The 22,903-nt window shown below is 46.4% G+C and carries 23 protein-coding genes, 1 tRNA gene and 1 riboswitch; of the genes, 15 read left to right on the top strand and 9 right to left on the bottom strand.

Annotation, left to right across the window (positions count from 1 at the left end):
• Nucleotides 1-431 precede the first annotated feature (431 nt).
• From guaB to HNR77_RS26855, 10 genes are all read left to right on the top strand, one after another.
• Complete coding sequence (gene guaB, locus HNR77_RS26900; RefSeq protein ID WP_184190791.1) at nucleotides 432-1,889, top strand: IMP dehydrogenase; 1,458 nt, start codon at nucleotides 432-434, stop codon at nucleotides 1,887-1,889.
• A gap of 422 nt (nucleotides 1,890-2,311) precedes the next feature.
• Nucleotides 2,312-3,703, top strand: coding sequence for a D-alanyl-D-alanine carboxypeptidase family protein (locus HNR77_RS26895; RefSeq protein WP_184190789.1), 1,392 nt, complete (start codon nucleotides 2,312-2,314; stop codon nucleotides 3,701-3,703).
• 181 nt (nucleotides 3,704-3,884) lie between these two features.
• The gene (gene pdxS / locus HNR77_RS26890; protein WP_062329598.1) at nucleotides 3,885-4,766 is read left to right on the top strand and encodes a pyridoxal 5'-phosphate synthase lyase subunit PdxS; all 882 of its coding nucleotides are present in this window, start codon (nucleotides 3,885-3,887) and stop codon (nucleotides 4,764-4,766) included.
• An 18-nt stretch (nucleotides 4,767-4,784) separates the two neighbouring features.
• Nucleotides 4,785-5,375 (top strand): pyridoxal 5'-phosphate synthase glutaminase subunit PdxT, encoded by a 591-nt coding sequence (gene pdxT, locus HNR77_RS26885; protein ID WP_184190788.1) that lies wholly within the window; start codon nucleotides 4,785-4,787, stop codon nucleotides 5,373-5,375.
• Between the two features lie 277 nt (nucleotides 5,376-5,652).
• Nucleotides 5,653-6,936, top strand: a complete 1,284-nt coding sequence (gene serS / locus HNR77_RS26880; protein WP_184190786.1) for a serine--tRNA ligase — start codon at nucleotides 5,653-5,655, stop codon at nucleotides 6,934-6,936.
• Nucleotides 6,937-7,135: 199 nt separating this feature from the next.
• Nucleotides 7,136-7,224 (top strand) — tRNA-Ser (locus HNR77_RS26875).
• A gap of 167 nt (nucleotides 7,225-7,391) precedes the next feature.
• The gene (locus tag HNR77_RS26870; RefSeq protein ID WP_111272726.1) at nucleotides 7,392-7,733 is read left to right on the top strand and encodes a hypothetical protein; all 342 of its coding nucleotides are present in this window, start codon (nucleotides 7,392-7,394) and stop codon (nucleotides 7,731-7,733) included.
• Nucleotides 7,734-7,759: 26 nt separating this feature from the next.
• Nucleotides 7,760-7,936, top strand: a complete 177-nt coding sequence (locus tag HNR77_RS26865; protein WP_184190784.1) for a hypothetical protein — start codon at nucleotides 7,760-7,762, stop codon at nucleotides 7,934-7,936.
• A 24-nt stretch (nucleotides 7,937-7,960) separates the two neighbouring features.
• The gene (locus HNR77_RS26860) at nucleotides 7,961-8,113 is read left to right on the top strand and encodes a small acid-soluble spore protein P (RefSeq protein WP_111272727.1); all 153 of its coding nucleotides are present in this window, start codon (nucleotides 7,961-7,963) and stop codon (nucleotides 8,111-8,113) included.
• A gap of 269 nt (nucleotides 8,114-8,382) precedes the next feature.
• On the top strand, nucleotides 8,383-9,477 hold the full coding sequence (locus HNR77_RS26855; RefSeq protein ID WP_184190782.1) for a hypothetical protein: 1,095 nt from the start codon (nucleotides 8,383-8,385) through the stop codon (nucleotides 9,475-9,477).
• Between the two features lie 166 nt (nucleotides 9,478-9,643).
• Here HNR77_RS26855 and HNR77_RS26850 read toward each other — a convergent pair whose 3' ends face one another.
• Both HNR77_RS26850 and tadA read right to left on the bottom strand, forming a co-directional pair.
• Entirely contained in the window at nucleotides 9,644-10,216 is a 573-nt protein-coding gene (locus HNR77_RS26850) for a GNAT family N-acetyltransferase (RefSeq protein ID WP_184190780.1), read from the bottom strand.
• Nucleotides 10,217-10,264: 48 nt separating this feature from the next.
• Complete coding sequence (gene tadA, locus HNR77_RS26845) at nucleotides 10,265-10,759, bottom strand: tRNA adenosine(34) deaminase TadA (protein WP_184190778.1); 495 nt, start codon at nucleotides 10,757-10,759, stop codon at nucleotides 10,265-10,267.
• A 332-nt stretch (nucleotides 10,760-11,091) separates the two neighbouring features.
• Between tadA and HNR77_RS26840 the strand changes: the two genes are divergently transcribed.
• Complete coding sequence (locus tag HNR77_RS26840; protein ID WP_184190776.1) at nucleotides 11,092-13,431, top strand: sensor histidine kinase; 2,340 nt, start codon at nucleotides 11,092-11,094, stop codon at nucleotides 13,429-13,431.
• 18 nt (nucleotides 13,432-13,449) lie between these two features.
• Nucleotides 13,450-14,151 (top strand): pseudouridine synthase, encoded by a 702-nt coding sequence (locus tag HNR77_RS26835; RefSeq protein ID WP_184190774.1) that lies wholly within the window; start codon nucleotides 13,450-13,452, stop codon nucleotides 14,149-14,151.
• Nucleotides 14,152-14,377: 226 nt separating this feature from the next.
• On the opposite strand, the gene motB is transcribed toward HNR77_RS26835, so the two are convergent.
• Entirely contained in the window at nucleotides 14,378-15,196 is an 819-nt protein-coding gene (motB, locus tag HNR77_RS26830; protein WP_184190772.1) for a flagellar motor protein MotB, read from the bottom strand.
• Complete coding sequence (motA, locus tag HNR77_RS26825; RefSeq protein WP_110899509.1) at nucleotides 15,183-15,983, bottom strand: flagellar motor stator protein MotA; 801 nt, start codon at nucleotides 15,981-15,983, stop codon at nucleotides 15,183-15,185. The genes motB and motA overlap by 14 nt, the downstream gene beginning before the upstream one ends.
• A 235-nt stretch (nucleotides 15,984-16,218) precedes the next feature.
• Between motA and HNR77_RS26820 the strand changes: the two genes are divergently transcribed.
• Both HNR77_RS26820 and HNR77_RS26815 read left to right on the top strand, forming a co-directional pair.
• Nucleotides 16,219-16,512 (top strand): hypothetical protein, encoded by a 294-nt coding sequence (locus tag HNR77_RS26820; RefSeq protein ID WP_111272735.1) that lies wholly within the window; start codon nucleotides 16,219-16,221, stop codon nucleotides 16,510-16,512.
• A gap of 216 nt (nucleotides 16,513-16,728) precedes the next feature.
• Complete coding sequence (locus HNR77_RS26815) at nucleotides 16,729-17,025, top strand: 4a-hydroxytetrahydrobiopterin dehydratase (RefSeq protein ID WP_111272736.1); 297 nt, start codon at nucleotides 16,729-16,731, stop codon at nucleotides 17,023-17,025.
• Between the two features lie 109 nt (nucleotides 17,026-17,134).
• Here HNR77_RS26815 and HNR77_RS26810 read toward each other — a convergent pair whose 3' ends face one another.
• The 5 genes from HNR77_RS26810 to HNR77_RS26790 all read right to left on the bottom strand — a co-directional run bounded on the left by HNR77_RS26810 (nucleotide 17,135) and on the right by HNR77_RS26790 (nucleotide 22,222).
• Complete coding sequence (locus tag HNR77_RS26810) at nucleotides 17,135-17,491, bottom strand: c-type cytochrome (RefSeq protein ID WP_111272737.1); 357 nt, start codon at nucleotides 17,489-17,491, stop codon at nucleotides 17,135-17,137.
• A gap of 137 nt (nucleotides 17,492-17,628) precedes the next feature.
• Complete coding sequence (locus HNR77_RS26805; RefSeq protein ID WP_184190770.1) at nucleotides 17,629-18,135, bottom strand: GNAT family N-acetyltransferase; 507 nt, start codon at nucleotides 18,133-18,135, stop codon at nucleotides 17,629-17,631.
• Nucleotides 18,136-18,496: 361 nt separating this feature from the next.
• Nucleotides 18,497-18,967, bottom strand: coding sequence for a C40 family peptidase (locus tag HNR77_RS26800; protein ID WP_184190768.1), 471 nt, complete (start codon nucleotides 18,965-18,967; stop codon nucleotides 18,497-18,499).
• Nucleotides 18,968-18,970: 3 nt separating this feature from the next.
• A riboswitch (cyclic di-AMP (ydaO/yuaA leader) is annotated at nucleotides 18,971-19,108 on the bottom strand.
• A 267-nt stretch (nucleotides 19,109-19,375) separates the two neighbouring features.
• Complete coding sequence (locus HNR77_RS26795; protein ID WP_184190766.1) at nucleotides 19,376-20,221, bottom strand: hypothetical protein; 846 nt, start codon at nucleotides 20,219-20,221, stop codon at nucleotides 19,376-19,378.
• 9 nt (nucleotides 20,222-20,230) lie between these two features.
• The gene (locus HNR77_RS26790) at nucleotides 20,231-22,222 is read right to left on the bottom strand and encodes a M1 family metallopeptidase (protein ID WP_184190764.1); all 1,992 of its coding nucleotides are present in this window, start codon (nucleotides 22,220-22,222) and stop codon (nucleotides 20,231-20,233) included.
• Nucleotides 22,223-22,323: 101 nt separating this feature from the next.
• Here HNR77_RS26790 and HNR77_RS26785 point away from each other — a divergent pair, with 101 nt between their 5' ends.
• Nucleotides 22,324-22,827 carry a YwhD family protein gene (locus HNR77_RS26785; protein ID WP_184190762.1) on the top strand — a complete coding sequence of 168 codons (504 nt, stop codon included), beginning with the start codon at nucleotides 22,324-22,326 and terminating at the stop codon, nucleotides 22,825-22,827.
• Nucleotides 22,828-22,903: the final 76 nt, after the last annotated feature.

The following is a 22,903-nucleotide window of genomic DNA, read 5'->3' as shown; positions in this document are numbered from 1 at the left end:
GATGGTACTTGGACCGCAGGGTCCTGGGAGAGTAGGACGCCGCCAAGCAAAGAACCACTGCCGATGATATTCGGTGGTGGTTTTTATTTTTTATGCCATAGTTATGCATCCTTATGCTAATTAAATGCAACATAAAACTGTACATTTCAGGAAATCCTAACTTAAATAACAATTGAAGTAGGCGTGCCAGTCTGAATGAATGGGCGCTTTTTTTGTTATATTATCAAAGCATGTCCACACAAGGAACACAGTTGTGTACATGGGATACTACACCTGATATATCCAAGGAGTTTCCCTTGACATTCTAAATATCGCTTTGCTAAGATGGACAATAATATATTTTCAGAAAACGTATTTTCGGCATAAAATACAGCCTGGAATCTTCGGGTTTTGGTCCGTAAAGCTGAGCAAACATAAGGAGGAACACTTGCGTGTGGGAAGATAAATTTGGTAAGGAAGGCTTCACCTTTGATGATGTATTGCTAGTGCCGCGGAAATCCGAGACACTGCCAAAAGAAGTAGACGTATCCGTTCGTTTGAGCGATAACGTCAAATTGAACATTCCATTGATTAGCGCAGGGATGGATACTGTTACAGAAGCGACGTTGGCAATTGCAATTGCACGCGAGGGCGGTATTGGTATTATTCATAAAAATATGTCTGTTGAACAACAAGCGGAAGAGGTAGATCGGGTTAAACGCTCAGAAAGCGGAGTTATTACTAATCCATTTTCATTGACTGCGGACCATCTGGTATCTGATGCTGAAGCAGTTATGGCAAAATACCGGATTTCTGGTGTGCCTATTGTTGAAGGCGACCAGAAGCTTGTAGGTATCCTGACGAACCGTGACTTGCGTTTTATTCATGATTTCAATATCAAGATCAGTGAAGTTATGACGCATGAAAATCTGGTAACAGCGCCAGTTGGTACGACTTTGCAAGAGGCTGAAGTTATTTTGCAGAAGCATAAAATCGAAAAACTTCCATTGGTGGATGAGTCCAACACATTGAAGGGTCTTATCACCATTAAAGATATTGAGAAAGCAATTCAGTTCCCGCAAGCTGCCAAGGATGCGCAAGGTCGTCTTCTGGTTGGTGCAGCGATTGGTATCTCGAAAGATACTTTTGAACGTGCAGACGCTCTTGTTAAAGCGGGTGTGGATCTGATTACGGTTGACTCGGCACATGGACATCACATTAACATCATCGACGCGGTTCGTCAGCTGCGTGAACGTTTCCCTGATCTGACCATCGTTGCAGGTAACGTTGCTACAGGGGAAGCAACACGTGATCTGATTGAAGCGGGTGCATCTGTCGTTAAAGTCGGTATTGGACCAGGCTCCATCTGTACAACTCGTGTTATTGCAGGTATCGGGGTTCCGCAAGTTACAGCAGTATATGACTGTGCTACCGTAGCACGTGAGTACGGTGTACCTATTATCGCTGACGGCGGTATTAAATACTCTGGTGAGATCACCAAGGCTCTTGCAGCGGGCGCTCATGCAGTCATGCTGGGAAGCCTGTTCGCAGGAACAGCAGAAAGTCCGGGAGAAACGGAAATCTTCCAGGGACGCAGTTACAAAGTATATCGTGGTATGGGTTCGATGGCTGCAATGAAACAAGGCAGTAAAGACCGTTACTTCCAGGACGACGACAAAAAACTGGTTCCTGAAGGCATTGAGGGTCGTGTAGCTTACAAAGGACCTTTGTCTGATACGATTCATCAATTGATCGGCGGTCTGCGTTCGGGTATGGGATATTGCGGAACAAGCAACCTGGATCAATTGCGCAACGATACAAGCTTTATCCGTATTACAGGCGCTGGTCTTCGTGAGAGCCATCCGCATGATGTACAGATTACCAAAGAAGCACCCAACTATTCGTTGTAATCCGAAGAGAGTTAATCATTTCCATGACAAGCCCGGCGATTTTCGCCGGGCTTGTCTTTTTTTGCGGATACCCCTGTGATAGAATAGAACAAGCGGTGACCGTCCAAGGATGGATATGGGCGATGCGGCGATTTTTTGATGTGATTCATTGCTGTACTATTTATATCTAAGTGGAGTCCGGTTTGACATATCCACGACAAGAAGAGCCGATGTCTGATTAAGGTACATAAGCAATCGGCAAGATGCGAACGAAGTGATAATAGATCTGGACGTTAGAGCAAAGAACTTGCTCATTTCGATACAGCGCATATAACACAGATACACATCCAATTACACATGGACAGGGATTAAGAAAATGGGCAGCTTCAGCTGCACTGAGGCATCTCATTCAGAAGCTTCGGATCGAAGGGAGTATTCATCAATTGAAAGCCAAACACATGAATAAGAAGAAACGTCAAATCCTCAAAAAGAGCGTAGCCTCCGTTATGCTGCTTAACATGCTGTGTATGTCTGCGGTAATGCCTGTGATGGCGGCAGCAAACAACTCTGGTCAGGTTCTGACGGCAGCGGCAACTACTACAAAAACATCAGCAAAGGCTGTGAGCATTCCGTCAGTCGATTCGCTTGGACTTGATGTGAGGTCAGCAGTCCTGATGGAAGCTTCCACAGGCGAGATCCTTTTGTCGGTTAATGCAGATAAAGCAATGCCGCCAGCGAGTATGACCAAAATGATGACAGAATATATCGTTGCTGAACAGGTTAAGCAGGGTAAGTTTGGCTGGGATACTGTAGTTACAGTTGGTAAGAACGCAGCGGAAAGTATCGGGTCACGTATTTTCCTGGCTGAAGGTGACAAGCACACAGTGAAGGATCTGTATATCGCGATGGCGGTTGGTTCAGCAAATGACGCTACTGTTGCGCTCGCTGAGTATGTTGCAGGTTCGGAGCAAGAGTTCGTGAAAATGATGAATGAAGAAGCTCAGCGCATGGGGATGAAGGATACTCACTTCATTAATTCCACCGGCCTGGACCGAAAAGATATGCCAGCTGAATTTCGTCCAGCAGAAGACAAGGAAACGGTGATGTCTGCGATGGATGCAGCGATTCTGTGCAGATATATTGTAAGAGATCACCCGGACTACAAGGATTTCACAACAATTCAATCCTACAAATTCCGTCCTAACGATAAAGCGCCGATTATCAACTATAACTGGATGCTGGAAGCGAATAAAAATATAACCAACTTCAAAAGCTACGCCTACGAAGGTCTGGATGGCATGAAAACAGGTCATACAAGCAACGCAGGTAATAACTTTACAGGTACGGCTGAACGTAACGGCATGCGTCTGATCAGCGTAGTTATGGGCACCGATTCGGAATCTGCTCGTTTTAGAGAGACTAAAAAGGTGCTGGACTATGGATTCGACAATTTCGAGGTTAAACAAGCCGTTGCAGGTAAAACAAAAGTAACAGGCTGGGAATCAGTACCTTTGAAAAAAGGGAAAGAGACCTCCGTCCCGGTTGTTACAGATAATGCGGTAAGTTTTGTCGTGCCTAAAGGAACTCAGAACCTGGAGGTTACATTCAAAGCAAGTGTAACTGAAGCGGACAAACTGGTGGCACCGATCAAAGCGGGCACCAAGGTTGGTACGGTAACGTACACTTACAAAGCAGAGGGAATGGAACCGCAGGAGAAAACGGTGAACCTGATTACTGCTGAAGAGGCGGAAAAGGGCGGCTGGTTCCGTTTGTTCTTCCGTGCCATTAAAGATTTCTTCGTTGATCTGTTTGACGGAATCAAAAACCTGTTCTAACCGAAAAATACAAACTATTACCGAATGAATGGATTGTATATTTACGTTTTTTACGGTAAAATATCAAGTTAGAATTCGACGTATTAAAGTAAAAAAGTCTAAGGTTCTTTCATAAGGAAACAAGCAGTTCAATGCTTATTGAAAATGGGAGACAACACATACACTACGGGGGGCTTGGAATATGGAAACGGGAACATCACGCGTTAAAAGAGGTATGGCTGAAATGCAAAAAGGCGGCGTTATCATGGACGTCATGAACGCTGAGCAAGCTAAAATTGCGGAAGCTGCAGGTGCAACAGCAGTAATGGCACTTGAGCGTGTTCCTTCCGATATTCGTGCAGCAGGTGGAGTGGCTCGTATGGCCGATCCAACAATTGTGGAAGAAGTAATGAAGGTTGTAACGATTCCTGTTATGGCTAAAGCTCGTATCGGTCACTATGTAGAAGCTAAAGTGCTTGAGTCGCTGGGTGTGGATTACCTCGATGAGAGTGAGGTACTTACTCCTGCGGATGAAGTATTCCATATTGATAAACATGAGTTCACTGTACCGTTTGTATGTGGAGCGAAAGACTTGGGTGAAGCCCTTCGTCGTATTGGTGAAGGTGCGTCCATGATTCGTACCAAAGGTGAGCCGGGAACAGGTAACATTGTTGAAGCGGTACGCCACATGCGTTTCATTAACAGCCAGATTCGTAAAGTGACGAATATGTCTAAGGACGAGCTGTATGCGGAAGCGAAAAACCTGGGCGTAGCTTACGAGCTTTTGCTGGATGTGCATGAGAATGGAAAATTGCCAGTGGTTAACTTTGCAGCGGGTGGCGTAGCCACTCCGGCAGATGCTGCACTTATGATGCACCTTGGAGCGGATGGGGTGTTCGTAGGTTCCGGTATTTTCAAATCCGACAGCCCTGAGAAGTTCGCTCGTGCGATTGTAGAAGCAACGACTCATTACACAGACTACAAATTGATTGCAGAAGTTTCCAAAAATCTTGGAGCGCCAATGAAAGGCATCGAAATTTCCAAACTTGCACCTTCCGAGCGTATGCAGGATCGCGGCTGGTAAGAGAAGGGGAATTCACAGATGAAGATCGGTGTTTTGGCACTTCAGGGTGCTGTTACGGAGCATATCAGAAGTATTGAACGTGCTGGGGCAGAAGGTATAGCTATCAAGCAAATTCAGCAGTTAGAAGAACTGGATGGCCTGATTCTGCCAGGTGGCGAGAGCACAACAATCGGCAAGCTGATGCGCAAGTACGGATTTATGGAAGCGATTCGTGCTTTTGCCGCAGAAGGCAAGCCGGTATTCGGAACCTGTGCGGGTTTGATTGTTATGGCTAAGCATATTCAGGGGCAGGATGAGGCTCATCTGGAGCTCATGGATATGACCGTGTCCCGCAATGCGTTTGGAAGACAGAGAGAGAGCTTTGAGACCGATCTGCCCGTCAAAGGCATTGATGAGACGGTACGTGCTGTATTTATACGCGCACCGTTGATTGAGAGTGTTGGCGATGGAGTAGAGGTGCTGTCAACATATAACGATGAGATTGTGACAGCGCGCCAGGGTCACTTGCTTGCGTGCTCATATCATCCCGAGTTAACAGACGACTATCGTTTGCATGCTTATTTTGTAGACATGGCTAGAGCTTACAAACAATCTGTAGAAGCAAAATAAAGTATGATGTACAACCTATGATCTCCCGGTCCTCGGATCACTCCTCAGCCGTCTGTTCAAGGCCGCTGCGGCAGCTGAATCTGGACGGATGCCTCATGTTGCTTGTAACTGCTGCATAGCGGGAATCGCAGCGGAAGGCGACACCGGGGACATAGGTTGTTTTTTCGGTTATTGGCACGGATTAGGTTATAATAGATATATTGTATATTTAATAAGAGTTCTACTTATAGGTTTGACATGAGGCCTGATATGAGGGCTTATCTAGGAGGGGTACGTAGTGCTTGATGTAAAAATATTGCGGAATGAGTATGCACGAGTAGAAGAAGCATTGAATAACCGCGGTAAATCAGTTGATCTGATTGCAGGATTTACCGAATTGGACGCTAAGCGCCGGGAATTGCTGCAGGAGAGTGAGAACCTGAAGAGCCGTCGTAATACAGTGTCAGCAGAAGTAGCCAGATTGAAAAAAAATCGTGAGAACGCGGATGACCTTATTGTTGAAATGCGCGAAGTTTCCGATCGCATCAAAGCGATGGACGAAGAAGTCCGTGAGCTTGAAGTGAAGATTAACGATCTGACAATGGCGATCCCCAACATTCCTAATGAGAGTGTACCTGTGGGAGCATCTGAAGAGGACAATGTCGAAATTCGTCGCTGGGAAGAGCCAAGGTCGTTTGCCTTCACTCCCAAGGCGCATTGGGAGATTGCACAGGAGCTGGATATCCTTGATTTTGAAGCAGCCGCTAAAGTCACGGGGTCTCGCTTTACCTTTTACAAAGGACTTGGGGCGCGTCTGGAGCGTGCACTGATTAACTTTATGATGGATTTGCACAGTGACCAGCATGGGTATGAAGAGATTCTGCCTCCATATATCGTCAATCGGGACAGCCTGTTTGGCACAGGGCAGCTGCCGAAGTTTGAAGAGGATCTGTTCAAGCTGAGAGATACGGAGTATTATCTGATTCCTACAGCAGAAGTGCCGGTAACGAACTACCATCGCGAAGAGATTTTGAATGCGGATGATTTGCCGAAGCATTTTGTGGCGTACAGCTCATGCTTCCGCTCGGAGGCCGGTTCGGCAGGACGTGATACTCGCGGCTTAATTCGTCAGCATCAGTTCAACAAGGTAGAGCTGCTTAAGCTGTCTACACCGGAGACATCGTATGATGAGCTGGAGAAAATGACACAGAATGCAGAGCGTGTATTGCAGCTGCTGGGATTGCCATACCGTGTGTTGACGCTCTGTACAGCAGATATAGGCTTCACTTCAGCTAAAACGTATGATATCGAGGTATGGTTGCCAGAGAGCAACACGTACCGTGAAATTTCTTCCTGCTCCAACTGTGAAGATTTCCAGGCACGTCGTGCCAATATTCGTTTCCGCAGAGAGCCTAAGGCGAAGCCTGAATTTGTGCATACACTGAACGGTTCAGGATTGGCAGTAGGACGTACGGTAGCAGCCATTCTGGAGAACTATCAGCAAGAAGACGGTACGGTGATTATTCCAGAAGCATTGCGTCCATATATGGGCGGACTTGAAGTCATCGCTCGCCGTAAATAGTCGATGTTTGAGATAGCATAATCAACGAATCATCTTAACTCCATTCGCCATTTGAGGGTGGCGGGTGGAACGGATGATGTGTTACAGTGCTGACGGCTGTTAAAATCAGGTACTAACATAAAATTAAATAAAAAACTTGCATTACATCATTAATCTATGGTATGATAATTTTCGTGGCAAGTTTATAAAATGAATATATGGAGAGGTACCGAAGCGGTCATAACGGGGCGGTCTTGAAAACCGTTAGGGTGCAAGCCCACGTGGGTTCGAATCCCACCCTCTCCGCCATACTACACTTATAACAAGGATTCGAGCGATCATGCTCGGGTCCTTTTTTGATTTTTCCAAAACAATGGTTAAACATAGAAGCAGTTCAGTACCGCTCCGATCAAGAGCTTGCAGCATGCATAAAAACGGCTTTATTGCCGCACGTTATAGAAGTGGAGGTGGTTAAGATGAACCGCGAGCTAAACATAGATCAGAACGAACTTGTAGGTGCATGGCAGGATCGTTTGCCACAAGTCCTGAATGCAGGAGATCAGGCGCAGGTGATGGCCGATGAGGCCGATGAACAAGCGATTCGGATACACATTGCAACAGCAGGGCACGAGATGTACTCTTTTGATTTTAAATGCCAATATGTTGATTCTCGCGAGGTTAGTGTTGAGCTGGTTGATGTGGAACGGGATGGGCGGACAACAGATGAACGCACAGAGCCTATTCAAGAGCTCGCCCATGACTACACCAGACATATTCATGAATGTGCTCAGTCCCTGCAATCCATAACAAATTCCTAATGGAACCTGAAGGAGTTGGAAGTACATTGACCAAAGCGAAGGCAGGCGTAGATAAAAATTTGCAAAATGTCGTTGAAGATCTTGAACAGACGGGTGTGAACAGCCATCATACCCAGCAAATTCAGCAAGATACCAATGATCGTCGCCATCAGGATGAGTTAAATCACGATAAGACGGAAGACCGGGACCCATCCCATTCCTAAATACTATGATGAGGAGGCTTCTATATGAGTAAACCGAAAGCAGTCCCTGTACCGGAAGCTCAGGATAACCAGCAGCATCGTCATTCATCCAAACGCTCCTCGATGCAGGAACCCTTGTCTGGCTCCAAAAAGGTCAAAAATCAGAACCATGTGGATCACCTGAATCCACAAGGGTAATTCCATTCATTGCTGCCGAATACGGTGGCATGACATAACAGAATTGAACAAATCTGAAAGTCCCTTGTTACCAAACAGGGGGCTTTTGCGTATTCATACATAATGGAAAGACTAGCAGTCAGATCATCCCGTACCTGACATAGGTCTTTATAGCCATTTTAAAGAGGAACAATCACAATTTTCCCAAATTAGGTTTCAGTATCTGCCCGGATGGTATATCATTGATATTGAGTTACTTTTTTGGGGTTATCACGAGAGGAGAGAAACAAATGACTAAACGCATGGGGGCGCTTCTTCTTACATTGTTGTTAACTGTATCTTTGGCTTTAACAGCATGTAGCAGCAAGCAGGAACCAAAGGAAGCATTGAAGACAGCAGCAGCGAATGCTTCCAAATTAACGTCGTATGAGATGAGTTCCAATTTTACAATTAATGAATTGAGCTATAAACCTGGTGATGCATCTCAGACAGATCCAAGCATGACTCAATTTATGAGTATGTTGAAGGATGCACAGTTGAACGTAACGGGTGTATATCAAAGCGAGCCAATGCAGACAGAGATGACCGTTGGCATCGAGCTTAAAGGCGATATGGGTATGACGTTTAACATTCCTATGGTTCTGACCAAAGAGAAATTGTACGTCAAAGTACCAAACATTCCGTTCTTCCCGATTCCGGAAAATATCGTTAACAAATTCATTGAATTTGATCTGAAAAAACTTGCTGAGCAAGAGGGTACAGAATGGAACCCGGATGCACTGGATGCAGCCAAAACTCAGAAGCTGAGCAATGAGCTAATGGATGCGGTATTGGGTGAGTATGATCAAGCTAAATTTTTCAAAAACCTGGATACCAAAGATGCAAAATTGCCTGAGGGTGTAGATGCCAAACAGGTTGTACAATTCTCGGTGAACAATGACAATGTGAAGGAAGCTATTACTGTACTGGTAACTAAAGCGATGCCTAAGGTAATGGACATTGTATCCAAAGAAGAATATCGGGATATGCTGCAGCTGAGCCAAGAGGACATCGACAAAGCGAAAGAAGATCTGAAGATGAACGCAGCGGATCAAGCTGAAATGACCAAAGATCTGGATAAGCTGAACAACGTTCTCACGATTAACAAATTTAACATTGATTTTGCTTTGGATAAAAATGATTTCCCGGTATATCAAAAAATGGTCGCTGACATGCTGATCAAACCGGAAGATACCAAAGACGAAATGAAGCTGGCTTTTACAGGTTCCAACACATACACGAAGATCAACCAAAAGCCGGAATTTAAAATCAACATCCCAACGGGTGACGATGTAATTACAATGGAAGAGTTCGAGGAGCTGTTGAATTCCTCCTACGGATATTAATATCTGAACTCTTGGCGAAACCGCCCGGATATTCAAGCGGAGAAATGCATTTCTCCCGCCTGGTATCCAGGCGGTTTTTTCGTATTTAAAAACCGCACGGTCCCTCTACCGAGGAATGGTGCGGTTTTAATATGTAGAACCCTAACTTGAACAACTGTTTCAGCCATTACGGCTGCTGCACCTCTTCCAAATCCTCTGCAAGCACAGCATAGACTTGGTGATCCTGATACATGCCATTAATTTTCAGATATTTACGAGCGATTCCTTCAGGCTGGAATCCGTTCTTCTCCAGAACACGCTGAGAGCCTTTATTGGCAGGCAATACTGCGGCCTGAATCCGGTTCAGCTTCAAGGCACGAAAGCCGTACGCCACCGCGAGCTTAACAGCAGCTGTCATGCGTCCACCGCCCTGATAATCTGGATGGATGAAATATCCCATGTCTGCGTAGTTGGCAACACCAAGTACCACATTGTTCAGACTGACTTGCCCTATAAGCAGATCATCCTTAATTGTGAAAATGCCGAACTGATAACCCGTACCCTCGTCAGCAGCTTTCATCCGATCCTTAATCCGCCGCATCTGTGCATCCAGCGTATAAAACTCATCATCCCGAACCGGTTCAACCGGCTGATAAGGGATACGTGTATGCTGAACCAACTCGAGATAGGCTTGTGCATCCTGAACATCAAGCAGCCGAAGGCTTATGCCGTGGGCGGTATCATACAGTGTGATGGCCATTGCAGTAAACATCCTTTCTTGTGCATAGTGTTTTCTTATGTTACAAGGTTATACTTTTTTTCGCAACTTTCTAAAAAATTGAGTGAGCATCGTTGAGCATTCCGGCTTAAGTACGTCCGGGATGACTTCGGTACGGTGGTTAAACCGCGGTTCCTGGAGCAGATTCATTAACGTTCCTGCACAACCCGCCTTGGGATCAGCTGTACCGAAGATAACACGGGGGACTCTGGACTGGACAATCGCTCCGGCACACATCGGGCAAGGTTCAAGAGTAACATAGAGAGAGCAATCTAATAACCGCCAGGCACCAATGGCTTCGCTGGCTTGACGGATTGCTACCATCTCGGCATGGGCGGTTGAATCCAGTGTTGTTTCCCGCAGATTATAGCCGCGGCCGATAATTTCATTGTTTCGCACGATGACAGCACCGATGGGCACCTCACCAAGCGCTTCCGCTTTCTGCGCTTCTGCAATAGCCTGCCTCATCCAATGCTCGTGCTGTTCTTGTTCTGTAAGCTTAGACTGGAAAAATGGGTCATTCATGGATAAAAAACTCCTTCTAATAACGTTTATACAACGAACAAATATTCGGGTTGTTAACATACTGTGCATAGAACTGTGGATAACTGAGTAGTTGCACACATAGTTATAAACATACTATCCACAAGCCTGTGGATTTGTGTACAAAATCAGTGATTTATTTCTTTGTAGATTATAACAATCGCAAAATACTACGAAATTCGATGTTGCCGCTGGAGCGGTAACTTCTGGACAAAGGGCGATTCTCCTTTTCAAATAGTCATACAAGCGTTATGATGGATATAGGTTTTGCCATATATCGCCAGAGGGCATAAGCCAAGAGGTGAACAGCGAATTTGTCTATTAAAACGAAATTATCCATGATTATGTCGTGCTCGGTGCTTGTTATTTTGATATTAAATATTGCACTGAGTTATTATACTACAGAAGAGAATCTGAGGCAGGATAGCGAGAACAAGATGGTGCTTACCGCGAAGCAAATCGCTATTTCTGTAGAACAGAATCAATACAGCTCGGATTATGTCAAACGACAGATTGGCAACAATCTGTGGCTTGCTTCCATGATGGCAGCAAATGAACTGGATCCCGACATCCAAAATATTACGAATGAAGATTTGGTGCGTTTAAGTCACAAGGTAGGAGTCTCCCATATATCACTTCTGGAACAGACAGATGATGACATCGTTGTTAGCCGTTCTTCTGACCCAAGAGAGATCGGATTGTCTACAAAATCGATGTCATACTGGTATCAGGCTTTTAAGCAGTTATTTGACAAGCAGCAGGTGACGATTCCTGAAGGGCAGAAGCTGGATCATTTCTGGTCAGACGGTTTCGAGTATTCGACTTCCAGTCCGACAGATATTGACATCTGGGGATATTACCATGATGGAAAGAGGAACTACATAATCAATCCCTTCTATAATAATACTGAAGTTGATGACTATGTGAAAATCTCAAGTCCGGATGAGATATTGAACAAAATTCGTGAAGTCAATCCTTCCATACTGGAGATTACAGGCATTAATCCGCTCACTTTTGCCAGCCCGGATATGAGTGAAGACGGGAGAGATACAAACTTTAGCAAGCTGAATAACAGACCGATTCGTTTTGGTACGTATCAGTATGGCTCGGTAGACGAAGACCATCGGGCTGTGGTACGTGCTGTTCGCACCGGGCAGAATGTATCATTTGTTAGTGAAACTCATGACCAGAAGGTGCTGAAGAATTTCATTCCGATTTTCACACCGAATAAGCCCTCTTATGTCATCAGTATTGTCATGGACTACAAACAAATATCCTCCATGGTGTCGGAGCAATTGGTCAGCCATGCGTCGATATCACTTGTTTTGCTGGAGATTGTGATCTTTGGTAGCTACTTGCTCGCAGGGTACATTACACGTCCGATCCAGTCCATTCTGGGCAAGGTTAACGATGTGGCGGATGGACATTTTGATTTCCGTCTGAAAATCAAGCGCAAGGACGAGCTGGGTCAGCTCGCCAATCGGATTAACGCGATGATTCGAAACCTGGGCCACTATACAAGCCGTCTGAAACAGATGTATGAAGAGAATCGGGCGGTCAAGGAACATCTGGAGTCTATCATTAATCAAACGGCAGATGCGATTCATATTACGGATCTTGAAGGAAAAGTGCTCAGGGTCAACCGCGCATTTGAACAACTATACGGCTTTCGGAGCCGCGAAGTGGAAGGACGCCTGCTGAAGATCATTCCACCAGAGGCTGCGGAAGAGATGGCACGTCAGCATGCTCAACTGATTGAGGGGCTATCGATTACGTCGAATGAAACCGTCTGGATGAAAAAAGACGGGACACGAGTAGAGGTGAGTGTAAGTACAGCCCCTGTTCGTGATGAGGCAGGGGAGATTACAGCGCTCATCAGTGTCTCAAGGGATATTACTAACCGCAATCGCATGGAAGAGCTGCTGAGACGGTCGGAGAAGTTGACCACTGTGGGTCAGCTTGCTGCTGGAGTAGCCCATGAGATTCGCAACCCGCTTACAACGCTGCGTGGTTTCTTGCAGCTCCAACAGCAAAGCAACAAGCTGAATCACCGTCATCTGGATCTGATGTTATCCGAGCTTGACCGGATCAACCTGATTGTGGGCGAGTTTCTGATTCTGGCGAAGCCACAGGCGGTTCATTTTCAGGACAGGGATGTTCGCTTTATTCTAGGAGATGTTATCTCGCTGCTGGACAGTCAGGCCCATCTGCATGGGGTGGAGTTTGTACTGCGTGCTTCATCGGATTCGGCTATGGTACACTGTGAAGAGAATCAGCTCAAGCAAGTATTTATCAATGTGCTGAAAAATGGTATGGAGGCTATGCCTAACGGAGGAAGCATCTATATCAAACTGAAGCTCGATGAGCAGGCGAAACGGGTGCGAATCGAAATCAGAGATGAAGGAATCGGTATCCCGGAAGAAATGATGCCAAAGCTGGGAGAGCCGTTTTTCACCAACAAGGAATCAGGTACAGGGCTTGGTCTTATGGTGAGCCAGCGCATTATTCAATCCCATAAGGGCATGATGGATATTAAGAGCGCCCTTAACAGGGGTACAACTGTTATTATTGAACTGCCGGCCTCCGAGCAGCAGACATCATTACCGGAGGCAGATCAGCCTGCGGAAGAACAACAATCAGATGAAGAGAACTAGATGAGGTGAGATGACCTTTTGCGTATTAATAAATTTATTAGTGAGACAGGCTACTGCTCCAGGAGAGCAGCTGATAAGCTGATCGAAAGCGGTCAGGTGACCATTAACGGCATCCAGGCAGAGCTTGGCAGTCAGGCAGAAGAAGGCGATGATGTACGTATCAATGGCAAGCCGATCAGCGAGAAGAAAAAACATGTATATATTGCGTTGAACAAACCAGTAGGCATTACAAGTACAACAGAGCAGCATATTCAAGGGAATATCGTTGATTTTGTGGGTCACGATGAACGAATTTTTCCTATAGGCCGTTTGGACAAGGATTCAGAAGGTTTAATTCTAATGACCAATGACGGGGACATCGTTAATCGGATTCTGAGAGCAGAGGGCCGACACGAGAAGGAATATATCGTTACGGTGGATCGAACCATTACGCCGAGCTTCCTGCGAGGTATGAGTACAGGAGTCAAGATTTTAGGCGAGATGACTCTGCCTTGTACGGTGACCCGAATGACAGACCGGGTATTTCGCATTATTTTGACAGAAGGAAAGAATCGACAGATCAGGCGCATGTGCAGTGCATTTGGCTATGAGGTTCGCAAGCTGAAGCGGGTGCGTATTATGAATATTCATCTTGGAGAACAGGCAACAGGATCATGGAGAGAGCTTACTGCTGCGGAGAAGTCTGAGCTGGGCGGTTTGCTGAACTATAAGCTGGAATAAAGAAATGTAGAGCATATGGAAATATGATTTCTGGCTCGTCGAGCTCGGAATGAATTCAAAGACGAAGCACTGTTCCCTTAAAGGGACGGTGCTTTTTGGTTTGGCGGCACCATGTGGTTGAACACCCTCAATGGAGGGAGCGTCATCTCATCATGTGAAAACAAAAAAACCGCTCTCCCTTGTACCCAAGGAGAACGGTTTGCCATGCCATACGTGCTGAGAGCGTCTAATTGGCGCCTCCAACGGATTTTACATTGGTATTGTTACTTTGATACTTCCGGATGATAGACACTTCTACACGGCGATTCTGTGATCTTCCGGCATTTGTGTCATTACTTGCAACCGGATGATACTCTCCATATCCACTAGGTGTGAACTTGGAGGGGTCCAACTGAGGGTTAAGCAGCAAAATTTTCAGGAAATTCAGCGCTCGATCTGCACTCAGGTCCCAGTTATCCTTATATTGGTTATTCGAAATGGGTACATTATCTGTATGACCCGATACGACAACCTCATATTCCGGGAACTCCTGCAACATGCTGGAGATCGCCTTGGCAAGGGAACGTGATTCAGGCTTTACATCTGCTCGACCTGAGGAGAACAGGGCCTTGTCACTGATGGTGATTTTCAGCTCAGACTGATTAAGCTTGGTGTTCAGCTGGTCTGAAAGTCCATTGGAAGCAATATACTTGTCGAGCTGCTTCTTTAGCTTCTCCAGATCTTCCTGTTCCTTCTGAGCCATCTGGGCATCTGTAATCTGAGCAGGTGTTTTCTTTGTAATTTCCTTCGGGATTTCCTTGTTCTTGCCGAGATCGGTACTGGAGTCCGTCGGATTCATCGAAGTATGATCCAGAACGCCAGAGCCGCCGTTCAGTGCGCTGCTTAATGCCGATGCCATCTGCTCAAATTTGGCCGCATCAAGCGAACTCATGGAGAACAGGGTAATAAACAAAGCCAGCAGCAGAGTCATCAAGTCAGAGTAGGGAAGCAGCCAACTTTCGTCAATATGCTCCTCATGTGGTTCATGCTTTTTAGCCTTTTTCACCTGATGATCCCTCCTTCTCTTCCAGTTGTTTACGTTCGGAAGGTGTCAGGAATACAGATAACTTCTGATTAATGGCGATGGTAGACACACCGGATTGGATAGACAAAAGTCCCTCAACCATCATTAGCTTGATCTCCATCTCTTTCTTGGACATCCGCTTCAGCTTGTTGGACATCGGGTGCCACAATACATAACCACTAAAGATACCGAGAAGGGTTGCGATAAAGGCAGCCGCAATTGCATGAGAGAGCTTCTCCATGTCACTCAGGTCGGCCAGTGCGGCAATGAGACCAACGACGGCCCCGAGAACCCCTAGTGTTGGTGCATACATCCCCGCCTGGGCGAAGATCAGTGCACCGCCGCGGTGCCTTTCTTCCGTTGCATGAATATCTTCCATCAGTACATCACTGACGAATTCCTGGTCGTTACCATCAATGATCATACGCATACCGCTGCGAAGGAACTGATCATCGATCTCTTCTACTTTTGATTCCAGTGCAAGCAAGCCTTCACGACGGGTGGTGGAAGCCCAATCCATAAATGTGCCAATCAAAGAGACGCGATCAATCAGTTGTTGCTTTTTGAAAAGGATACCGAAAAGCTTCGGGATCTTCTTAACCTCAGACATAGGGAACGCCATAAAGATGGTTCCTGCTGTACCAACAAAGATAATGACGTAAGCAGCAGGGTTATTAACCAGGTTGATCAGGGGTGCTCCTTTCAGGAACATACCAAGTACAAGGGAGACCAAACCCAAAACTAGTCCGATAATCGTTGAAATTTCCATCATACACCTCATCCATGAGATAAAATTGAATCCTTTCAAGCGGCTGAATTCGGGCTTCCGGACGAACGCAAACGCCGCAATCCGCTGCATGTCTGACGCCCCTTAGGGCAGCCAAAACGATTGAAACGGTCATGTATAGTATTTATCGACCAAATGGCCTTTTTTTTTAAGGGTTATTTTCAGGTATAATAAGATCAAATCCGCACCTTCGGGAGCCAGTAGGAGTGAAAAGTCAATGGGCGTAAAGCATGGACGTGATTATGAAGGAATATTGACAGATTTAACAGCGGCCATCGGACGTATACCGGATCGCTATGTTTTCTTCGAGATGGATGCAGAAGAGTGGGGAAGGCTGGGGGAGCCAGAGCAGCTTGAAGTGGATGAGGCACTGGCCGAAGATTTATTCTATGCGCTCGGTGAAGAGTCAGTTATTCCAGTGGGGAGCGGTGTCGTAATTTATGATAAGGACCAGCACCGGATTCATATTTTGATTGGAGAAGAAGAGCTTACGTTTGTACCTTTGATCTGAATATCGTAACGGATTTACAACATGCCTTATACTTCAAGGCTCTGAGCCGTCTGTTCTATGGATTTTGACGCTTTGACGTGATAAGATGATACTCATGAAAAAAGGCTTTCGCAGGGCGGAGCCTGCCTTTAGGGCTGCATCAGCAGCAGAAAAGGTGTCGATGGTCATGTGGATGCAAATCCGCGATGTCTCATCATATGGGGAGGAAGATAACGCATGGTTTTTTCGCAAGAGGAAGTCGAAGCTCATCTGGGAAGGCTGGAAGGCTGGGAACTGGAAGAGGGACGGTGGATTGTCCGTAAATTCGTGTTCTCTAACTATATGAAAGGGATTGCATTTGTAGACGAGGTCGCAGCGATCTCGGAAGCATTCAATCATCATCCTTTTATCACCATTGATTATACAACCGTTACGCTGCGTCTGACTTCATGGGATGAAGGCGGCATTACATCGGTCGACATTAAAGAAGCAGAGCAATACAATGAAGCTTTTGAAAAAATGAGAACAGAATAAGCTGCCGCAGCATCGATCTGCGGGAAGATGTTCAGAGCAAACAGCCCAAAGGCCCTTGTCTCCCGGTTGGGAAATGAGGGCCTTTGGGCTACCCGTATGAAGGACGGGTTTATTTCTTCTCTGCGAGCCACATGGCGATGTGGGCAATTTCCTCATCCTGCAGTCGGCCTTTGAAGGAAGGCATGCCGCCTTTACCTTTGACAATAGTAGAATAGATTTTCTCTACATCGTCTTTACTGCCAATGTTTGCAAGAGCCGGGCCTACGCCACCTTGAAGCTGGTCACCATGACAGGAAATACAGTTGGCTTTCACCAGTGTCTCGGCCTGTCCAGCGTCCATAGTGACTTCAGGCATGGTGGGCTTGGCTTCTTGAGCCACTTCCTCTTTACCTGGAAGCGTAAACATTAAAACAATAGCTAAAGCACATGCTGCAAAAAATACCCCGCTCATGATCCATTTGTGCATCCCTTATGTCCCCTCCAGAATGTAAGATCATCTAACCCAAACTATCCCTATCATTATAACGGAAGCTGTCGATACATCATAGCATTTTGTGGTAATTTTTTGAACGAATCACAAAAGAGAGATAAATTGAAACGATTTTAGTTATTCATTTGCGTCCTCGGACCCTCATATACCATGCAGTGAAAGGGCTTTAGACCACTTGGTGTTTGACGTTCATATGTATCATGGATGACAAAGCCGCTCTTCTGATAAACACGGATGGCACGATTGTTCCAGGTTAGCACTTCAAGATCGATCTCATTGGACGGATTCCGGCGTATAGCTTCCTGTACTATTGCAGCGACAAAAGCGCTCCCTAGACCTTGACCGCACTTCTCAGGATGCATGCCGAGGCCGATACGTGTCACGCCCTGGAGAGGGAAAAATTGCGTGAATCCACAGACCTGCTCTTGTTCATCCAGAACGATGGCATACTGCTCCTGACGAAGTTGTGCATCTCCAAATTCGACTTCCAACGCTTTCATCTGCTCCCAGGGAAGCCAGCTGTAAATATTGTAAGGCGGATCGTATTGCCATCCACATATAAGTTCTGCGTGTGTCTCCTCCATAGGTACGACATGAAACGCCACAGGGGTTCCATTCATATAACAATGCACACTCCTTCCGTTGTTACTCATTCTCTGTTCACTCTACAAAAGAGCGCTTCATTTGACAAGACTCACGTTCAGACCAAAAAAAAGTGAAACAAAAGTCAGACTCATTCCGTTTATATTATAACGGGATGGGTAAAAACATCATAAGGGCACGGACAGACGAAATAAAATGAATGTGTTGGTTCAAGAGCGCACATGAGTTGCTGCATCAGCTACCACACAGGATCAGGAAGCACAAAAAAACCGCCGGATACATTCCTGTGGAGAATGTACCGGGCGGTTCGATTGGTTGTTTCGTATTTCGTTCCAGTATAGTTCATGATTCCAGCATCATGTTGATTACAGCTTGTCCCTATTCGAGGGCCAGTGACTCATATGCGTCCGTGCTCATAATCCGTTTAGCGCCAATGTAACGGTTAGCCCAGTAATTTTCACTTAAAGAGCTGATGGTTACACCTTTAGAAGAAGAAGAATGTGCAAATTTACCATTCCCTACGAAAATACCTACGTGAGATACGCCTTTACCTGTTGTGTTGAAGAATACCAGATCACCAGGTCTCATCTCCATGCGGGATACGGAATCACCCATGTCATATTGAGAGCTGGATTGGCGAGCCAAATCAATACCTAGTTTGTCGAATACATACCGTGTAAATCCGGAGCAGTCAAAACCGTCAAGCGTTGTGCCTCCGCTTTTGTATGTAGTTCCCATTGCTGAATCAATAACTTTATCCATCTTAGAATCTGCAAATGCGCTGCCTGCACCAAGTGATAATGCAAATGTGAGGCTAAGTACTGCTGCGGTCAATTTCTTCTTAAACAAGTGATATACCCCTTCCAACGCCTGCGAGGTTAGCTTAAGGATTCGGTTGAAGGTCCCCTATGATCCCTCTGTATCAAGATCAATTCACCCATAACTGGTTCCCCCGCTTCCCAGGTGCCAGGAATTTGGCTATGCTAGTTATGCACCTGAAAAAACGAACGATAATTTAATTTTAAGGATTTAATTTTAAGTTGTTACAAATAAGGATTTAAAGATTACAAAGTTGTTACTAAAAACTCACTGCGCTTATTGTACCAGAGGAGTGGGGCTTTGGCAACGTTTAGCAGTAAAATTAGCAAAAAAAACCTCGACCTTTGACGGGGAAAGGTCGAGGTTTGCGTATTTATACGAAATAAAGCATGAGTAGTTTAACATGAGATGGTAACAATTTTTCATTTTGTAAACGGTTTATCGTTCATCCTTGGAAAATGTGGACTGCCATACGCGGAAGTGGGTACATACTTTCCATAAGCTGAGCAGGCTGCGGGCAAGTGGATAAGACTGCTGCAGGATCAGCCCGGTAAGACCGGTCAGGAACCATGACGCCGATGTGAATGCACCAAAGATGAGTAGATGAATGAGTCCCAGCATCAGTGCAATCCCGATAATCGTTAAGGTGCGGCGTACAGCAACCCATAGGCCCTTGAACGTTCCATGAATACCGCCCTCCCCTTCCGGAGCCGAAGCGCCAAACTGCATATAGAGCATCGTATGATGTACAATCCAGCCATAGATGATCCACCCCGCTGCATAAGGAAGTGCTGGCAGAAGTAAATGAAGAGAATGAAAGCTGTCCATTAGTATGGAATACAGCTTCGGTATGAGCCAGTATGCCGGAAGAAATAACAGCAACGTACGTACGGTGTGCAGGAGCAGCATCGGTTTCCATAACTGTTTAATGCCACGGATAAAAGGAATTCGTTCTTCTGATGCATTAAAATGCTGCAGGGAATAGAGCAAACCAGCCTGGAAGAGGGGACTGACCAGCATGCGAAGCAGCAGCATACCGCCCAGAATCCACAGATAGCGCTGAACCTCGGGGCCGGACAGGCTCAACTGACTCTCCATTTTGAACAAAAGTGTGCTCAGTTCCCCCGCATCCTCTGTAGGATAACGCAGCAGGAGAGGAACCATCGCTGATTGAATCAGCCGGTAAATAAAGTAACCCCATATGAGCTGATAGATAAATAGAAGCGCGGCAATGAACATATGCTGACGGACGAGAAACCAGCCTTCACGAATTTTACCTTTCATCTCTCCACCTCACCATGACAGACCTCCGAATATAACTTCAATGAATTTCGCAGCGCTCATGCTCCAGCGGGATTTGGTTTTCTCGTCCAGTCCGGCTCTCAAAAAATTGTTCATGTGTCGATTCTCCAGCACGATGTCGTACAAAGGGTCAGTCATCGCCCAGCTGACAGGATAGGTATACGTAAGCTTATAGGTGATACGTTCCTCCTTGCCGTCCCACTGCTTGGTTAGGGTATGACCGTCTTCAAAGGTGATTCGAATCGGGATGTCTGGATAATCACTGCCTTTTTTGGCGATAGTGACTGCCGACTCATACAGTGTCTTGCCGTCTTTCTGAAGAGGGGCCACCTGAATTCTCTCCACGGCGAAGTCAGCCATGCCGTTGTTATAGATGTATTGGTCAAAGTAATCTGCCCAAGAGGTGGCAGTGACTTGCTCGACTACCTTTTGGAAATCAGCTGTTGAAGGATGTTTAAAACGATATTTTTTGACATAGGTGGAGAGGATGCGTTCCATTTTTTTGGTTCCGACTTGCTGTTCAATACCAAGCAGCACAAGCTTGCCTCGGGTATAGACGTTGGAAGCGTATTGATTCTGGGAGTCGAATTGCCAGGAAGGCTGCGTTAAGGGAGCGGGAGAAGTGATCAACCCCGATTGTACAGGCAGGTTCGGAATCAGCCCGTATTCTTGCTCCATCAACTTGTCTTCTGCGTACGAAGTGAAGCCTTCGTCCAGCCAGGCCTCTTCGAATTCATTGCTCGCAACCATGCCATAGAAGTATTGATGCCCGATTTCATGTACAACCGTGCGCTCCAGATCATAACCCGGTGTTGAATCATCCGCGCCAAAGGCTGTAATCAAGGTCGGATACTCCATCCCGCCTGCGCCGTTTGCCGCTTTGGGCGGGACAACGATGGACAAGGTGGCATACGGATAGGGACCGAACCACTTGCTGTAATTGGACAATGCCGCCTTGGCGGCAAAGAGATAACGTTCCTTCAAATCCTGGTGTGCCGGGTCGAGATACAGTTTAATGCGAACACCTGGTACGTTGGGGGCGGAGAAGGGCTCTTCGGCATAGACGAAGTCGGGTGAGGCTGCCCAAGCGAAGTCATGCACATCATCGGCATAAAATTGATAGATTTTCTCGCCGTTTTTCAAGATTGCCTGTTGGGTCGGGAAGCCGGTTGAGGCCACCTTGTATGTTTCAGGTACCCGAATACGCACACTATAGATGCCAAAGTCAGCATAAAATTCGGAATTGCCATGATACTGGTGCAGGTTCCAGCCTTCGGTTGTACGGCCCCGTCTGCCTGCCGGTTCATACGCACTGAGCTTGGGGAACCACTGGCCTGCCATCACAAAATCATCCGTTTTGCCCATGCGTGCAAAAATTTTCGGCAAAGTAACTTCGAATTTGGTGCGGATCGTGATGCTTTCCCCACCTTTGACCGGTTTCGGCAGCCGAACCTTAATCAGTGTTTTGTCTTTGATGTTTCCGTCGTCAGGCTGTACATACTGCATCCGGTGCAGCAGGGAGAGCCCGTCCTCCGTTTGCATATCCACTATTTTCATGGAGCCATAACCGTTCGCTGGCATCACATCCCCGCGGAGCTTTCCGCCGGATTCCTTCATAAATGTAGAATCTGCTGAGGAGAATGCGTTAGGGTACATATGAAAATATAGCTCGTTCACCGTTTTTTTGCCTGGATGGGTCCAGGTGATCGTCTGAGCGCCTTGCAGCAAGTTTCCATCGGTCAGCTTCACATCCATGTGGTATTCCACCACACGGTTACTGTATACCTCAGCCGTAGGAGACTGTACGCTTTCCGGGGGAGCGGGCGCTGCGGCATTGGTCTGGGGCTTGCCCGATTCCGGAGCGAGCACAGGCAATTCAGATGAAGTGGTGCGATTATAACCGAGCGTGATCCATAATCCTCCGGCAAGCAAACAAAAGGCCAGGGATGCGGTGAGCCAGCTCTTGGCGCGTCGTGGAATCATCGATAAATACCTCCCGTTGACAAGCATCTACAGCATGTATATGTTTGCAATGGGCCAATTATTAGTTAAAATATTTGTATCAACTCTTGGAGGCTGGAAACATGGACCAAAATGAGCAAAACGGCAAGAAACAGATTGCCTTGAATATCGTGAGTTCAAAAAGCAAACATAAAGGCTTTGGCGCAGGCTCCATTGATCTGAACAACCTTTCCCCGGTCATCATTGATCAGGGCGAAGCGAAGATTGACATTGGGGCAATGCATGCGAAGAGTAAAGTGGAGCGCGGCATCAAATTTTCAACGAATCGTGAAGATGTTCCGAATGGACGTCAGGTGTGGCTGGTTTGGGTTGCGGTAGACCGTACCGAGCAAGGACAGCTGTATGGCGGAGCAACGGCTTGCGAGATGTGGATTGATACAGAAGCAAAGCGGGGCTGGAAGCTGCTCGCGGATCACGTCAATCGGATGGATTACGCCATGAAACGCCGCTTTATGCTGGATGAGCTGGGCCCGGAAGAGAAAGCAGCGTTGAAGACACTTCTCATCTCACACAATGAAGAGTGGTGGAACGCATCCCCGGATGAGTTGAAAGAGGCACTTGCCTAGACTGCCTGGAAAAAGAACAATGCAAAGAAGCCCCGAACCGGATAATCTGGACTCGGGGCTTCTTTATTCATTTGGT

It is taken from the genome of Paenibacillus sp. JGP012, assembly GCF_014203995.1.
GTDB lineage: Bacteria > Bacillota > Bacilli > Paenibacillales > Paenibacillaceae > Paenibacillus > Paenibacillus silvae.
Note: the sequence above shows the minus strand (reverse complement) of the source record. Positions and strands in the feature narration are given on the sequence as shown.

Coding starts and splice junctions, on each gene's coding strand:
- pdxS (WP_062329598.1), top strand. CDS start 3,885: ATGGAAACGGGAACATCACGCGTTAAAAGAGGTATGGCTGAAATGCAA.
- pdxT (WP_184190788.1), top strand. CDS start 4,785: ATGAAGATCGGTGTTTTGGCACTTCAGGGTGCTGTTACGGAGCATATC.
- HNR77_RS26870 (WP_111272726.1), top strand. CDS start 7,392: ATGAACCGCGAGCTAAACATAGATCAGAACGAACTTGTAGGTGCATGG.
- HNR77_RS26860 (WP_111272727.1), top strand. CDS start 7,961: ATGAGTAAACCGAAAGCAGTCCCTGTACCGGAAGCTCAGGATAACCAG.
- HNR77_RS26855 (WP_184190782.1), top strand. CDS start 8,383: ATGACTAAACGCATGGGGGCGCTTCTTCTTACATTGTTGTTAACTGTA.
- HNR77_RS26850 (WP_184190780.1), bottom strand. CDS start 10,216: ATGGCCATCACACTGTATGATACCGCCCACGGCATAAGCCTTCGGCTG.
- tadA (WP_184190778.1), bottom strand. CDS start 10,759: ATGAATGACCCATTTTTCCAGTCTAAGCTTACAGAACAAGAACAGCAC.
- motA (WP_110899509.1), bottom strand. CDS start 15,983: ATGGAAATTTCAACGATTATCGGACTAGTTTTGGGTTTGGTCTCCCTT.
- HNR77_RS26820 (WP_111272735.1), top strand. CDS start 16,219: ATGGGCGTAAAGCATGGACGTGATTATGAAGGAATATTGACAGATTTA.
- HNR77_RS26815 (WP_111272736.1), top strand. CDS start 16,729: ATGGTTTTTTCGCAAGAGGAAGTCGAAGCTCATCTGGGAAGGCTGGAA.
- HNR77_RS26810 (WP_111272737.1), bottom strand. CDS start 17,491: ATGCACAAATGGATCATGAGCGGGGTATTTTTTGCAGCATGTGCTTTA.
- HNR77_RS26805 (WP_184190770.1), bottom strand. CDS start 18,135: ATGAATGGAACCCCTGTGGCGTTTCATGTCGTACCTATGGAGGAGACA.
- HNR77_RS26795 (WP_184190766.1), bottom strand. CDS start 20,221: ATGAAAGGTAAAATTCGTGAAGGCTGGTTTCTCGTCCGTCAGCATATG.
- HNR77_RS26790 (WP_184190764.1), bottom strand. CDS start 22,222: ATGATTCCACGACGCGCCAAGAGCTGGCTCACCGCATCCCTGGCCTTT.
- HNR77_RS26785 (WP_184190762.1), top strand. CDS start 22,324: ATGGACCAAAATGAGCAAAACGGCAAGAAACAGATTGCCTTGAATATC.